Consider the following 13,720-nt stretch of genomic DNA (forward strand, 5'->3'; position numbering starts at 1 on the left):
CGCGGTCCAGTAGGCGAAGGCCGCGCTTCCGCCGCCGGCCACGAGGAGGGCTGCGGTCGTGATGGCGATGAGCTTGTTGCGGTTCTTGATCCTGGCCATGAGAAATTCCTTCGGGGTAATGCGCTGATGCGCGCTCCGGGCACCGTCCGGCGCCTCTTGGGAATAAGCATCCGGTTGGGGCCTCAGGATTACCCCTCGCCCAAACGCAAACGTTTCGCCCGCGATCGATCCCGCCCGATCCGCTGCGCGCGGCACCGCCTACCCGCGCGGAAAACCAGGGAAGCGGAGAATTGCTCGTCACCCGCAGTGGGGATACGCATCGGCTCAGCCCGGTGCAGGTACTGCCCGCTCCGCCAGCGGGAATCGTGGCTTCTTGCGCTGATCTTGACCCGTTCCTGCGGCGACCCTGACCTTCGCGGGTCCGCACGGACGGGGGGCATCACCAGCGTGCCGCAGGCCCCTATAGTGGCAGCAGTTCGTTCGCGACCGAACTGCAACGGCGCTCACCGGAGTGCACCGCATGTCCGAGGGGGACCGCACCATGGCTGAAGACACCCGCCGCACCGCTGTGGTGATCGAAGACGACGTCGATATCCGCAGCCTCGTCGAAACCGTGCTGCGGCAGGCCGGCTTCGAGGTGTCCTCGACCGCGAGCGGCACCGACGGTGTCGAACTCGTCCGGGCGCACCGGCCGACCATCGTCACCCTCGACATCGGCCTGATCGACATCGATGGGCTGGAGGTCGCCCGTCGGATCCGCCTCTTCACCGACTGCTACATCGTCATGCTCACCGCACAGTCCGACGAGGCAGACCTCCTCTTCGGATTGGAATCCGGTGCAGACGACTACGTCATCAAACCGTTCCGCCCGAGGGAGCTCCGCGCACGCATCGAAGCGATGCTTCGCCGCCCCCGCGTCAGTGGCGCGATCGAAATGGATGCCGCCGCGACCATGCCAGCAACGGGGCCGGTTCTCCACACCCCCGCGACGGGAGCGCCCGAAGCCCCGTTGGACGACGAGCTCGTCTACAGTCACAACGGACTCACGCTCAACGCCGATACCCGCACGGTTGAAGTGGACGCGCTCGAGCTCGAGCTGACCCGCACGGAGTTCGACCTGCTCCGGTCGCTTCTGCACAGCAAACGCCGGGTGCGTTCCAAAGCCGACCTGGTGCGCGAGCTGCGGGACGAGGCGTACGTCGCGAACGACTTCGTCAGCGAGTCCGAGGAACGCTCGATCGAAGTGCACCTCGCCAACCTGCGACGGAAGCTTTCAGACGACGCGAAGCATCCGCGCTGGATCGAAACGGTCCGCGGCGTCGGCTACCGGCTTTCGCCGAGCCGCGGCTGACTCCGGCTCAGGCCGCCAGGCCCCGATCTCGCACCGCTGCCAGTGCAGAAAGAGTCTGCTCTCCGACAGTGCGCAGGGTTTCCAGCATGGCAGGGGCCTCGTCGAACCGCTTCGCCTGGATCAGGCTCTCCAGGCGGGCGCCGCAGGCGCTCAGTCGGCTGGCACCGACCATGGAACACGACACCTTGATGCTGAGAGCGCTGTCGAAACCAGCGGCGTGATCCCCGGCCGTGATGCTCTTCTCAACCCGACGCAGCCGCTCGGGCCACAGACTCATGAACGCCTCGAGAAATGCGTCAAGTCCTGCGTCGTCCTGGTCCAGCTCAGCGAGGAGAACCTCGAGCACGAGGAGATCGAGAAGGGGCGGATGCCCGGCGTCCCCAGGGGCGGGGGCGGTGAGGAGGGGGATGTTCACCACGTTCGCCAATCCTGAATCATTCACCGGGCATCTGCCCTCAAAGCGGTATTCGGGTTGCCGCCTGATGAGATCCTGCGCCGCGATCATCAGGATTCCTGGTGCTTGAACCTCAAGCTTTGCGAAAGACGCGACGCCAGTTCGGGGGGACGCGCGTGCGGGGGGCAGGGGTCTAGCGCGATGTGACCTGCGAGAATCTGCGGATGGCGAGCGGAACGAAGACGACGAGGATGACCACGACGCCGGTGAGCACGGCCAGTGCCGGGTACTGCTGGTGCCAGCTGTCGCCGACGGGGGTGCCAGCCGGCACGTTGCCGAACAGGTCGCGGGCGGCCTGAACGAGGGAGGTGACGGGGTTCCATTCGGCGAAAATCCGCAGCGGCCCCGGGAGCGTCTCAGCGGGCACGAAGGCGTTCGAGATGAACGTGAGCGGAAACAGGACGAGAAACGACACGTTGTTGATCACCTCGGGGCTGCGCACCATCATGCCGAGGAAGGCCATCACCCAGGACAGCGCGTAGGCGAAGAGAAGCAGCAGCGCCACTGCGGCGACCGCCTCCAGAAAGCTCGACCGGATCCGCCAGCCCACAACGAAGCCGGTCGCCATCATCACGGCCATGGAAATGCTGTTGATCAGAAGGTCGCCGTTGGTCCGACCGATCAGAACGGCGGATGGGCTCATCGGCAGGGTGCGGAAGCGGTCGATGATCCCGTCCTTGAGGTCCTGCGCCATCGCGGACCCGGAATAGGTCGACCCGAACACCACGGTTTGGGCGAAGATCCCAGCCATGATGAACTCGGTGTATGTGCTCCCCGGGATGTCGATGACGCCGGCGTAGACATAGGTGAACAGCAGCACGAACATGATCGGCTGGAGGGTCGTGAACACGAGGATGTCCGGCACCCGTTTGATCTTGATCAGGTTCCTGCGCGTCGTGATCCAGCCGTCATTGAACCAGCGGGCAACAGCGCCTGGCTGCGTCTCGGCATCCGGTCTTCTCGCCGTCGTCACCGTCACGGTGCTTTCTCCTTGAGCGTCCCGGTCTCAGCATCCGCCATGGTGGTGTGCCCGGTCAGCCGCAGGAAGACGTCGTCGAGTGTCGGCCGCCGCATGCCCGCGTCGAAAAGCGCCACCTCGTGCTCCTCTAGGTCACGCAGTACGAGTTGCAGGGCCGCGGGACCGCTCGCGACACTCACGGTGACGGTCCGTGAATCATTGGACACTGCGGGTTCGGCGGTGCCGTAGCGCCGCAGTACCTCCACCGTGGCGGCGACGGCATCCGGAGTCACCAGGTTGAGCTCCACCCGCTGGCCGCCGACGGATGCCTTCAGCTCGTCCGCGGTGCCTCTCGCGATCACCTTCCCCTCGTCGATGACGTTGATGTCATCGGCGAGCTGGTCGGCTTCCTCCAGGTACTGGGTGGTGAGCAGCACGGTGGTGCCCTCGCTCACGAGCGAGCGGATGATGTCCCACATGCCCAGGCGGCTGCGCGGGTCAAGCCCGGTGGTCGGCTCGTCGAGGAACAACACCGCGGGCTGGGTGACCAGTGCGCCAGCGAGGTCGATCCGCCGTCGCATGCCACCGGAAAACCCTTTGACCGGGCGGTTCTGCGCCTCGGACAGATCGAACAGGGCAATCAGTTCCTTCGCGCGTGCCCGCGATGCTCGCGCGCCGAGGTGATAGAGCCGTCCCACCATGTCGAGGTTCTCAAAACCCGTCAGGTTCTCATCCACAGCCGCGTACTGGCCGGAAACGCCGATCATCGGACGGATCGCCTCAGGGCGACGCACCACGTCGATGCCGCCGATCGTCGCTGTCCCGCTGTCGGGAACGATGAGTGTCGTGAGAACTTTCACCGCCGTTGTCTTGCCTGCACCGTTCGGCCCGAGCACAGCGGTGATGGTGCCGCGCGGCACACTGAGGTCCAGCCCGTCCAGTGCGTGGACCGGCGCTGCGCCCTTGGCGATGTAGGTCTTTGTGAGGCCGGAGGCCTCGACGAAATCCATCCTCCGAAGGTACTCTCCGATCCCCACCAGTCAACAGTTCCCGGCGAGAAAATCAGACGACGCTGAAGCCCTCCGGCAACCGCTCCCGGCCGGTCAACGCCATCAGCACCTGTTCTCCGTCGCCCTTGCGTGCGGCGATCCCCGCGGCCAGCGCTGCCGACTCCTCGATCAGGTCAGGGTCGAACCGGGCCTCCTGGCCGGTCGCGCGGGCGATGTCGATCGAGTGCACGACGAGTTCGAACACGCGGGTCCGAAGGTACTCCTCGAGTGGGATACCCATGCCGCCGAGCGACACCAGGCGCGACGGCTCCTGCGCAAGGATCAGAGCGAGCGCCCGCTCTTTCAGCGCCTCGATCCGCGAGACCTGCTCGTCGCCGAGTGCGATCCCCGCATCGACCCCGCGTTGCGCGATCGCCTCCGGATTCGTGTAGATCAGGTAGATCTGTCCGTAGTAGTCGCCGGCGGTTTCCATGTCGACCTGCCCTGCCGGGTCCAGCTCGAGGTATTCGCAGACAGTGATGAGAGCACGGGCGGTGTGGCCGACGAGCGATCGCACACTCCACACCCCGAGTCCAGGCGTTTCCCACTGATCGGACCGGATGCCACGGACGAGGTCAAGGAAGACATCGGCGGCGCGGGAGAAACTGGAGGCTGTGCCCATGCCCCATGGTTGCACGAACTGCTGCCAGACTGAAAGACATGGCACAGCTCGAGGTTCCCAACCCCCTTTTCTGGCTCGGGTCGTACACCGAAGACGCGGGTGGGTCCGGCGCGGGGGTCACCGCACTGCGGCAGGAGGACAGGGGGACGCTGCATCCGTTGTCGTCGTCCGCTCTCGACTCGCCGTCGTTCCTCGCTCCTCATCCGACCCTTCCTGTCGTCTATGCGGCCCTGGAGCATTCCGGAATGGTCGAGGCTCTCGCGCGTCGGGGCGAATTCGGACTCGTACCGCTCGGCAAGCCGATCGAAGCGGGGGAAGCGGTGTGCCAGCTCGCCGTGACACCGGACGGCTCGGCACTGATCGCCAGTTGTTACGGCGACGGCCGCGTCGTGGTGTTCGCGCTCGCTGCGAACGGTTCCTTCGCGGCCGACGGCGTCGTCGCTGATGCTTCGAACGACCCGTACGGCAACCCGCTCGCCGCGCAGGCTGCGTCGGAGGAGCCCGTGGACTTCGGCGACGACCCATTCGCGGAACTGGCACTGCGCAAAGCGGTGAGCGATGCCGCCCTGGACCGGCAGTCGCGGGCGCACGCCTCCCTCGTCCTTCCGGAAGGCCGCGTTGCGACGACGGATCTGGGCCACGACACCGTGCGCATCTGGGCGCGAACCGGTACGCGCCTCGCTCTCAGCCAGGAGATCGTCCTGCCGTTCGGCGTCGGCCCGCGGCACCTTCTCGCTCACCCATCTGGCCATGTGCATCTCGTCACCGAATACTCCAACGAGGTGTTCACCCTGGGGCGGGGCGACGACGGACGGTGGCGTGTCGTCGCATCCGTTCTCGCGACGGCGGACTCGATCGAGGAAGGCGACAACGCCTCGGAGATCAGCCTCGCCGCATCGCGCGATCAGCTTCACGTGTCGATCCGCGGGACGAACCGGGTGGCAACGCTCGCGATCACCGGCGACGGCTCGACCCTGCGCGCGGTCGCGGATGTCGACAGCGGAGGGAACTGGCCTCGCCACCACGTCGAGTCCGGGGAGCTGTTGCACGTCGCCAACGAGCGGTCGGGCGGTGTGTCCAGCTTTCGTCTGGACTCCCGCGGTGTGCCGTCCAAACGGATCGGGACGGTCGAGGTCGGTTCACCGACATGCCTGATCAGGGCGCGTCTCTAGGCTGATCCGGTGACAGCACGCATTCCCGACCCAGCGCCCCTCCTCGGCCGATTCCTCCGGCTCGACCCGATGACGCAGGTCGATTACCCAGGGCTGTTCGACGCCATCGCGGTGCCGGAGGTGTTCGCCGGGGGTTACGGCGGAGGGCCAGCCGGGTTGCCGCGCGATCTGGACGAGTTCGCGGACTTCGCAGCCGGCTACTTCGACCGCGGAACCAACCGGTCGTTCACGATCCGCCTGGTCGGCGGAGACGCGGACGGGCTCATCGTCGGCACCTCCACGCTCGGTGACTTCGACCCGGTGAACGAGCAGGCCCACCTCGGCTGGACCGCATACAGCCCAGGCGTCTGGGGTTCGGCCGTCAACGCCGAGGCGAAACTGCTTCTGCTCGGTCTCGCGTTCGATTCAGGGTTCGGGCGGGTGAAGATCCAGGCCGATGAACGCAACGAACGGTCCCGGGCAGCGATCGCGGGTATCGGCGCAACGTTTGAGGGGCTCATCCGGCGCGACAAACGGCGAGCAGACGGCAGCTGGCGCACGACAGCGCAGTTCTCGGTGATCGTCGACGACTGGCTCGACGTGCGCGCCGGGCTTGAGATGCGACTGTCCCGGCAGAACGGACCTGTGGTACCGCGTCGGTCCTGATCGGGCAGGATGTCGCGGTGCCGTGGCCGGAATCCGCCAGCGGTCGGTCGGAGCGGTCGATAGATTGACTGGGTGACCACCTCAAGCACCACCGGTCGTTCCTCCGGGAGCGCCACCTCGCCGAGTCCCGCTACCGCCCCCCAGCCGCGGATCGTCCTGCAGTTCGTCGGCATGGGACTGATCTGGGGCGCGAGCTTTCTCTTCATGAAAGTTGCGCTCGAGGGCGTCTCCTTCGGCCAGGTTGCGTGGACCCGCATCATGCTCGGGGCCCTCACGCTCGGCATCATCGCGCTCGTGACGCGCGCTCGGCTGCCACGGCAACCGATCGTCTGGCTGCACTGTGCGGTCATTTCGGTCACCTTCTGCGTGGTGCCTTATCTCCTGTTCGCCTGGGCCGAGCAATACATCTCGTCGAGCCTCGCCTCGATCCTCAACGCCGTGACGCCGATCACGACGGCGATCATGGCAACACTCGTGTTCCGGGTGGAGAAGCTCAACTGGGGCCAGATCCTCGGTGTGCTCGTCGGCATGGTGGGGGTCGTCGTGATCGTGGCGCCGTGGCAGGTCGGTGCGCTCCTCGGTGACTGGCGCGGTCAAATGGCCTGCCTCGGCGCGGTGACCTGTTACGGCTTCGCGCTCGGCTACCTCCGCCGGTTCCTCGCACCGTACCGTGTGCCGTCGATCACCTCCGCCCTCCTGTACATCGGAATGGCGGCGGTGATCATGCTGCTGCTCACCCCGGTGGTGGCGTGGCATCCGGTGCAACTCGACGTCTGGGTCGTGCTCAGCCTGGTCGGCCTCGGCGCGCTCGGCACGGGCGTCGTCTACATCTGGAACATGAACGTGCTGGCCGCATGGGGACCGACCGCGACCAGCGGGGTGACCTACGCGACCCCGGTCGTCGGGGTGATCCTCGGCGTGCTACTCCTGCACGAATCGCTGGGCTGGCATGAGCCCGTCGGCGCCGTGCTCGTGTTCCTGGGCATCCTGCTCACCCAGCAGCGTCTTCGGCTCCACCGTCGCGCCCTCGCCTGACCTCACCCAGGAGGATGACCCGGGATCAGCCTCAGGCTCGATGTGCGGATGCGCGGCGCCCGGTGATGCTGGAGCATCACAACTCTCCCCGATACTTCGCTCGTGCTGCCGCTGACCGGGATCGCGACGATTTCCGCTCCTCTCGATGTTCGTTGTCGTCGGCTGTCGTGTCACCGGTATCGCGCTTGTCTGGCTCGCTCTGTTCGCGATCCGGCCGGTGTTCACCCGGGTGCTGGCGCATCCCGAGCGGCTGTGGCCGGCCGTCGCACTCCGGATGCCGCGCCGGGTCGTCTGGCTCGGCGCGGTAGATTGGGGGCATGGTCGAGAATGAAGTCTCCGCAGAGCTCAACAGCCTCCGACGCAGCATCGACAACATCGATGCCGCGCTGATTCACATGCTGGCCGAGCGGTTCAAGGCCACCCAGCAGGTCGGCACCCTCAAGGCCGAGCACGGGCTTCCGCCGGCCGATCCCGAGCGCGAGAAGCGCCAGATAGCGCGACTGCGCGGGCTCGCCGAGGAGGCACACCTCGACCCGGCTTTCGCCGAGAAGTGGTTCAATTTCGTCGTCGCCGAGGTCATCCACCACCACGAACAGATCGCCAACGGGCAACGGTGACCTGGGACCCGGCGCGGCTTCCGTCCCAGCAGGGGCGGGTCGTTGCGGTGACGGGGGCGAACGCCGGAATCGGGTTCTGGACGTCGCTTGCGCTCGCCGACGCCGGGGCATCCGTTCTCCTGGCCTGTAGGGACCTGCGGAGAGCGGATGCCGCGTCGCGCGCGATCCGCGCCCGCGTTCCGGATGCGGATCTCACGGTGCTGCGGCTGGACACGGCCGACCTCTCGTCGGTGCGCGCAGCGGGCGAACACCTGGCAGGGCTCGAGCGGCTTGACGCCCTCGTGAACAATGCAGGCGTCGTGCATCCGCCGCGGCGCCGGGTTGAGACCTCCGACGGGCTCGAGCTCATCGCGGCCACCAACTTCTTCGGCGCGTTCGCGCTCACCGCCGCGGCCCTTCCCGCGCTTGAACGGACGACGGGTTCGCGCGTCGTTTCACTCGGCAGCATCGCCAGTTGGCTTGTGTCGCTGCGGCTCGACGACCTGCAGCTCGAACGCCGGTACACCGGCTGGAGGGCGTACGCCCAGTCGAAGATCCTGCTGTCGTCGTTCGGGTTCGACCTCGACCGTCGCCTGCGGACCCGTGGGAGCGGCATCCGATCGTTCGTCGCCCACCCGGGGTACTCGATCTCCGGTCGCACCGCGCGCGTGCCCGGCGTGAACGAGCCCAGTCACGGCAAACGGTTCGTCGATTCGTTGCAGTCGCCGTTCAGCCAGGGCAAGGAGCGCGGCGCCGAGTCGGTTGTGCGCGCTGTCGCTGATCCGGACGCCGTCGGCGGCACCTTCTTCGGCCCGCGCTATCTGATGAAGGGCGAGGCGCACGAGGCGTGGGCGGCGCCGGTCACCATCGACAGAGGCGTCGCGCAGGCGATCTGGGCCGAAGCTGAGGTCGCGACCAGGACCCCGTTCCTCTGACCCGGTGCGATGCGGGCGGAGCCGTCCGGAAGCACGCGAACCGATTGCAGGAGATCGTACGTCTAGCAGGACATTTCCGCTGATTTCGCCCTGATAAGCGTGCGATCTCCTGTTTCACCGGCGGCCGCCCGGGGCTACGGCGTGCGCGGCACCAGCTGCCGCACGCTGACCGAACGTGACTGCGCCACAGCGAGGGTCGTCGCGGCGAGGGCGCCGAGCGTCCACAGCACCAGCCCGACGATCGCTGGGACAAGCCCACCGCCGCCAGTGACGATGGACTGGAAAGCGTTCAGTCCTGGCTGCAGCGGCAGAAACTCCACAGTCGAGTCGAGGACTGCGGGAGCCGTCGCGATGATGCTCGTGCCGATGAGCACCAGGGCGACGACCATCGAGATGAACCTGCCGGCGCCGCCGAACACGGCGTTGAGGGCCTGGTTGGTTGAAGCGAACGCGATCCCTGTGAGTGCGGCGACCGCGGCGAAGCCGAACCAGTCAGCCAGGTCGAGCTTCATCAACGGCTGCAGGATGCCGGCCACGAGCACACCCTGCACGACTCCGACGACAGCACCAGGCATCCACGCCTTCAACGCGAGAACCGTCGATGGGCGGGTCGAGCCGAGCACACGCCTGGGCACCGCCAACAGCACGAGGAAGCTCGCGAACGCGCCGAGCCAGAGGGCAAGCGCGGCGAAGAACGGAACACCTGCCGTGCCGAACGGGAGGCCGCCCGTCCCTTCGGCCACGACGGGTGTTGCGACGACGTCGGCGAGGGTCTCACGCTCGGACTCCGTGTAGCTGGGGATCGCGTCGGTCGCTTCGCCGAGGCCTGAGGCGAGGGAGTCCACACCGGTGGCAACACCGGCGGCTCCCTCCGACACTCCGGCGGCTCCCGTTGCGAGGCTTGCCGCTCCTGTTGCGAGCTCCAGTGCACCGGAGTTGACGGTCGTGCCTGAGCTCGCGAGCTGCGCTGCACCGGATGCCGCTGAGTCGATTCCGGAAGCGAGCGCCGGCATACCTGCGGCGAGAGCCGTCGTGCCGTCGGCGACCTGGCGGGCGCCGGCAGCGAGCCGAGCGGTCTGCGCGGCGGCTGCAGGATCCGTCGATCCCGTTGCCAGTGCGGCGAGCCCGTCGCAGAACGCTTGCGTCTCCTCCGCAGGCACAACGGCCTGCGCGCACTGGGCGGAGAGTCGCTGGAGTGCGGCGCCCTGCTGACCCATACCCGCCACGAGCGCATCGATCCCGTTCGCGACACCGGTGGCGCCGGTCGCGAGCTGGCCCACCTGGGCAGGCAACGCCGCCGTCTGCTGCCGCATTGTCGTCAGCCCACTCGACAGCTCCGACACACCACGGGTGTACTCGGTGACACCCGACGAGAAGCTGGATACGCCGCCAGAGAATTCGGTGGTACCGGACGCCAGTTGCGCAGCCCCGTCTGCGAGCGAAGTCGCGCCGGTCGCCAGTTCCTGGGCGCCATCGGCTGCGGTCCCGAGCTCGTCGCCGAGCGTGTTGAAGCCGACGTAGACGTTCTCGAGGTAGCTCGTGGTCAGCTGGTTGCCGACGAGGCTCGCAGCTGTCGATGTGATCACCGAGCTGATGGCGTCGTCGACGAGCCGGCTCTTGTCGCTCGTCTCGACGTCGATGGTGGCCCTCTCCGCGTCTCCCGGTTTCCCCGAGAAGGAGGTGGCCGCTGCCGAGAAGTTCTGTGGGATCGTGACGACGGCGGTGAAACGGCCCGAAGTCAGCCCGGAGTCTGCGTCTTCCTTGTCGGTCAGCACCCAGTTGTAGTTCGTGTCGGCGAGGTCGACGCCTGCCGCCGTCGAGGAGGACTCCGTCGACGCTCCTCCGACGAGACCGGCGGCGAGTTGGCGACCGAGCGGCACGGTCTGCCCGTCGAGCTCGACCGGCTCGTCGAGGTTCACGATCGCGGCGTCGACGGTGTCGAGCCGTTCCTGCGGGTTCCAGAACGCCCAGACAAGCACCCCAGCGACGACGAGCGGCACGAGCAGGATGCCGAGAACGGAACGCCACGTGATGCGACCGGTGGCGCGGGTTGCCTGGAAACGGGCGAGTGGCGTGCTCATGCGGATACCTCTGCTTCGTGCGTGAGTTCTGCGGGTGTCAGGTCGATCCGGACTGCGCTCCCGGCTCCGGGAACGGCGTCGGCGAGCGTCTCGGGGAACGCGGTGCCGACCGCGATGGCCAGTGCTGTATCGCGTGCTGTTGCGGCGCTCCGGGCGGAAAGCAGCACGTCGTGGATGTTGCGGCGGGTGACGGCATCCGTCACCTGGTCGATTCCGTCGAGGGCGATGAGCCGTGGCTTCTCGCGCAGCGCCTCGGTGAGATCGCGAACCGGGTCAGCTGCCTCGCTCAGCGAGACGAAGGCGGCGCGGGAGCGAACGGATGCGGCGCGGACGCCCGCAACGTAACCGGCCACTTTGAGGATGCCTGCGTCTGCGGTCATGCGGCCGGACAGAGTCAGCAGCAACGCGGTGACGCTTGCCTCCCGGTCGGCGGAGACGATCATGGTGCCGCCTTGCGGCAGGGAGAAGGAGACGTCGTCGAACAGTCGAGTGTTGCCTGCCTCCGAGGTGAGGCCCTCCGCCGTTGCGATGTCGTTCGATGCCGCCGCAGGCCAGTCCCGCAGTTCGATTTCTTTCGCGACGCCCTCACCCTCGACGTCGAACGAGGGGAGTGCGCGGTCGAGCCACCGGGGGATCCACCATGCCTTCTCGCCGAGCAGGGCGAGAACGGCGGGTACGAGAGTCATGCGAACGATGAAGGCGTCGACGAACACGCCAACAGCCAGGCCGAGCGCGATGGGCTTGATGTTGGTGTCGCCCTCCGGGACGAACGCGGCGAACACGGCGAACATGATGATCGCCGCTGCCGTGACGACCTTCGCGGACCCGAGAAATCCTGTCCTGATCGATTCGCGGGCTTTGCCGGAGTGAACGTAGTCCTCGCGCATGCGTGCGACGAGGAACACCTCGTAGTCCATGGCGAGTCCGAAGAGCACGCCCATGAGGATGATCGGCATGAAGCTGATGACCGGGCTGCCGGGGGTGATGTGCAGGGCTTCAGCGAACCACCCGTATTCGAACACCAGCGCAACGACCCCGAACGACGCGCAGACGCTGAGCAGATAGCCGAGCGTCGCCTTGATCGGCACCCAGACGGAGCGAAACACCATGGTGAGCAGCACGAGCGAGAGCCCGACCACGATCACGCCGAATGGAAGGAGTGCGCCACCGAGCTTGTCGGAGATGTCGATACCGACGGCGGTGAAGCCGGTGACGGAAAGGTCGACGTCGTACTCGTCGAGGAAGTAGTCGTGCATCGACCGGATCTCGGCGACGAGGTCCTTCGTAGCAACCGAGTCCGGGCCGCCCGACGGGACCACCTGGACGATTCCCGTGTCAGCGGTTTCGTTCGGGGTTGCCAGGGGCACGGCCGCGACACCGTCGAGTTTCTCGATCTCCGTTTTGAGATCGTCCATGAGCCCGAGCGGGTCCGTCGACGTAACGATCGATCCGGTCACGATGAGAGGTCCGTTGAAGCCCTCACCGAAGTTGTCGGAGATGAGGTCGTAGGTCACCCGTGCCGGGTCGTCTGCGGGGAGGCCTCCCGCGTCGGGGAGCGCGAGGCGAAGTCCGAGTGCCGGCGCAGATACCAAGCCGAGAATCGCGACGACCCCGAGGATCGTGACGATGGGGAACCGGGTTGCTGCCGTCACCCAACCGGCGAAGAAGCGGTTGGGGCGGTGTTCGACCGGGGGAGCGAGAACCGTCTGCTCTGTCGCCGCCGCGCCGTGAGCTTTGCGCTTGGCCCTGGACGTCTTTCCCGGCTTCGGGCGCAGCCGCTCGCCGGCGAAGCCGAGGAGAGCGGGAATGAGCGTGATCGAGATCAGCACGGTGATCGCCACGCCTACCGCTGCCGAGACCCCCATGACCGTGAGGAACGGTATGCCGGCAACACCGAGGCCGACGAGCGCGATGATGACGGTGAGCCCCGCGAAGATGACCGCGCTTCCCGCCGTTGCGACGCTGCGGGCGGCTGCCTCTTCGGTGTCGATACCGCCGCGGAGTTGTTCCTGGTATCTCGAGATGATGAAGAGCGCGTAGTCGATACCGACGGCGAGGCCGAGCATGAGCGCAAGCATGGGAGTGGTCGACGTGATGGAGCCGAAAGCTGTCGCGAGAAAGATGAAGGCGATCGAAATGCCGACGCCGAGCAGGGCGGTGACCAGGGGCATCCCGGCGGCGAGGACGGAACCGAACGTGAAGATGAGCACGAGAAGGGCGACGCCGACGCCGATGAGTTCGGTGGCGGTGAGCACAGGGAGGCTGGTGCTGAACAGCTGACCCCCGAGCGCAGATTCCGAGCCGTCCGGGAGCGCCTGAGCAATGGCATCCGCTTCTTCGACCAACGCCTCCTTGGTCGCTGCGGTGACCTCATACTGCGAATCCTCGAGCTGGATGCTGATGATCGCAGCACGTTCGTTCTCGCTGACGGCTCCGTCAATGTTCTCGTCGAACGGTGACACGGCGTTCGCGACGCCGGGGATGGCGTTGAGGGCATCCACGCCGTCGTTGAGAACGTCCTTGACAGCTCCTTCGCTCACGGTGTCACCCGCTGGGGCGACGACGGCGAGTTGGGCGGATGCGCCGCTCACCTGCGGGAACGTGGTCTTCAACGAGTCCAGTGCAGCCTGGGATTCGGTTCCGGGGATGGAGATCGCGTTGTCGAGCCCCTGGTTGAAGACCAGCGCGCCGCCGCCGATGAGGGCGAGGATCAGGAGCCAGGCACCGACGACGATCCCGCGTGCGTGGAACGCCCATCGGCCGAGCGAATACAGCAGAGAGGACAAGCGGACTCCTGAGATGAAAAGGGTGTGTGGATACAT

The 13,720-nt window shown here is 66.8% G+C and carries 13 protein-coding genes; 7 read left to right on the forward strand and 6 right to left on the reverse strand.

Annotation, left to right across the window (positions count from 1 at the left end; translation table 11 throughout):
* Window positions 1-541: 541 nt before the first annotated feature.
* A complete protein-coding gene (locus JWP90_RS09895; RefSeq protein WP_297363266.1) occupies window positions 542-1,351 on the forward strand; it encodes a response regulator transcription factor in 810 nt (269 codons plus the stop codon).
* 7 nt (window positions 1,352-1,358) lie between these two features.
* Here JWP90_RS09895 and JWP90_RS09900 read toward each other — a convergent pair whose 3' ends face one another.
* The 4 genes from JWP90_RS09900 to JWP90_RS09915 all read right to left on the reverse strand — a co-directional run bounded on the left by JWP90_RS09900 (window position 1,359) and on the right by JWP90_RS09915 (window position 4,479).
* The gene (locus JWP90_RS09900) at window positions 1,359-1,769 is read right to left on the reverse strand and encodes an Hpt domain-containing protein (protein ID WP_297363269.1); all 411 of its coding nucleotides are present in this window, start codon (window positions 1,767-1,769) and stop codon (window positions 1,359-1,361) included.
* A gap of 169 nt (window positions 1,770-1,938) precedes the next feature.
* Complete coding sequence (locus tag JWP90_RS09905; RefSeq protein WP_297363334.1) at window positions 1,939-2,778, reverse strand: ABC transporter permease; 840 nt, start codon at window positions 2,776-2,778, stop codon at window positions 1,939-1,941.
* Between the two features lie 2 nt (window positions 2,779-2,780).
* A complete protein-coding gene (locus JWP90_RS09910) occupies window positions 2,781-3,773 on the reverse strand; it encodes an ATP-binding cassette domain-containing protein (protein WP_297363271.1) in 993 nt (330 codons plus the stop codon).
* Between the two features lie 52 nt (window positions 3,774-3,825).
* On the reverse strand, window positions 3,826-4,479 hold the full coding sequence (locus JWP90_RS09915; protein ID WP_297363274.1) for a maleylpyruvate isomerase family mycothiol-dependent enzyme: 654 nt from the start codon (window positions 4,477-4,479) through the stop codon (window positions 3,826-3,828).
* On the opposite strand from JWP90_RS09915, the gene JWP90_RS09920 reads away from it, so the two are divergent.
* The 6 genes from JWP90_RS09920 (at window position 4,473) to JWP90_RS09945 (ending at window position 8,817) form a co-directional block, all read left to right on the forward strand.
* On the forward strand, window positions 4,473-5,606 hold the full coding sequence (locus JWP90_RS09920) for a beta-propeller fold lactonase family protein (RefSeq protein WP_297363277.1): 1,134 nt from the start codon (window positions 4,473-4,475) through the stop codon (window positions 5,604-5,606). The genes JWP90_RS09915 and JWP90_RS09920 overlap by 7 nt on opposite strands.
* Before the next feature lie 9 nt (window positions 5,607-5,615).
* Window positions 5,616-6,251: a GNAT family protein gene (locus JWP90_RS09925; RefSeq protein ID WP_297363280.1), complete on the forward strand. Its 636-nt coding sequence runs from the start codon at window positions 5,616-5,618 to the stop codon at window positions 6,249-6,251.
* 72 nt (window positions 6,252-6,323) lie between these two features.
* A complete protein-coding gene (locus tag JWP90_RS09930) occupies window positions 6,324-7,286 on the forward strand; it encodes a DMT family transporter (RefSeq protein ID WP_367182710.1) in 963 nt (320 codons plus the stop codon).
* 145 nt (window positions 7,287-7,431) lie between these two features.
* Window positions 7,432-7,617, forward strand: coding sequence for a hypothetical protein (locus JWP90_RS09935; RefSeq protein WP_297363283.1), 186 nt, complete (start codon window positions 7,432-7,434; stop codon window positions 7,615-7,617).
* Entirely contained in the window at window positions 7,604-7,903 is a 300-nt protein-coding gene (locus JWP90_RS09940) for a chorismate mutase (protein ID WP_297363286.1), read from the forward strand. Before JWP90_RS09935 ends, JWP90_RS09940 begins: the two co-directional genes overlap by 14 nt.
* A complete protein-coding gene (locus JWP90_RS09945; protein ID WP_297363289.1) occupies window positions 7,900-8,817 on the forward strand; it encodes an SDR family NAD(P)-dependent oxidoreductase in 918 nt (305 codons plus the stop codon). Before JWP90_RS09940 ends, JWP90_RS09945 begins: the two co-directional genes overlap by 4 nt.
* 134 nt (window positions 8,818-8,951) lie before the next feature.
* Here JWP90_RS09945 and JWP90_RS09950 read toward each other — a convergent pair whose 3' ends face one another.
* On the reverse strand, window positions 8,952-10,898 hold the full coding sequence (locus JWP90_RS09950) for a YhgE/Pip domain-containing protein (protein ID WP_297363291.1): 1,947 nt from the start codon (window positions 10,896-10,898) through the stop codon (window positions 8,952-8,954).
* The gene (locus tag JWP90_RS09955; protein WP_297363294.1) at window positions 10,895-13,684 is read right to left on the reverse strand and encodes an MMPL family transporter; all 2,790 of its coding nucleotides are present in this window, start codon (window positions 13,682-13,684) and stop codon (window positions 10,895-10,897) included. The genes JWP90_RS09950 and JWP90_RS09955 overlap by 4 nt, the downstream gene beginning before the upstream one ends.
* Window positions 13,685-13,720: the final 36 nt, after the last annotated feature.

The organism is Mycetocola sp. (assembly GCF_025464835.1).
Lineage (GTDB): Bacteria > Actinomycetota > Actinomycetes > Actinomycetales > Microbacteriaceae > Mycetocola_A.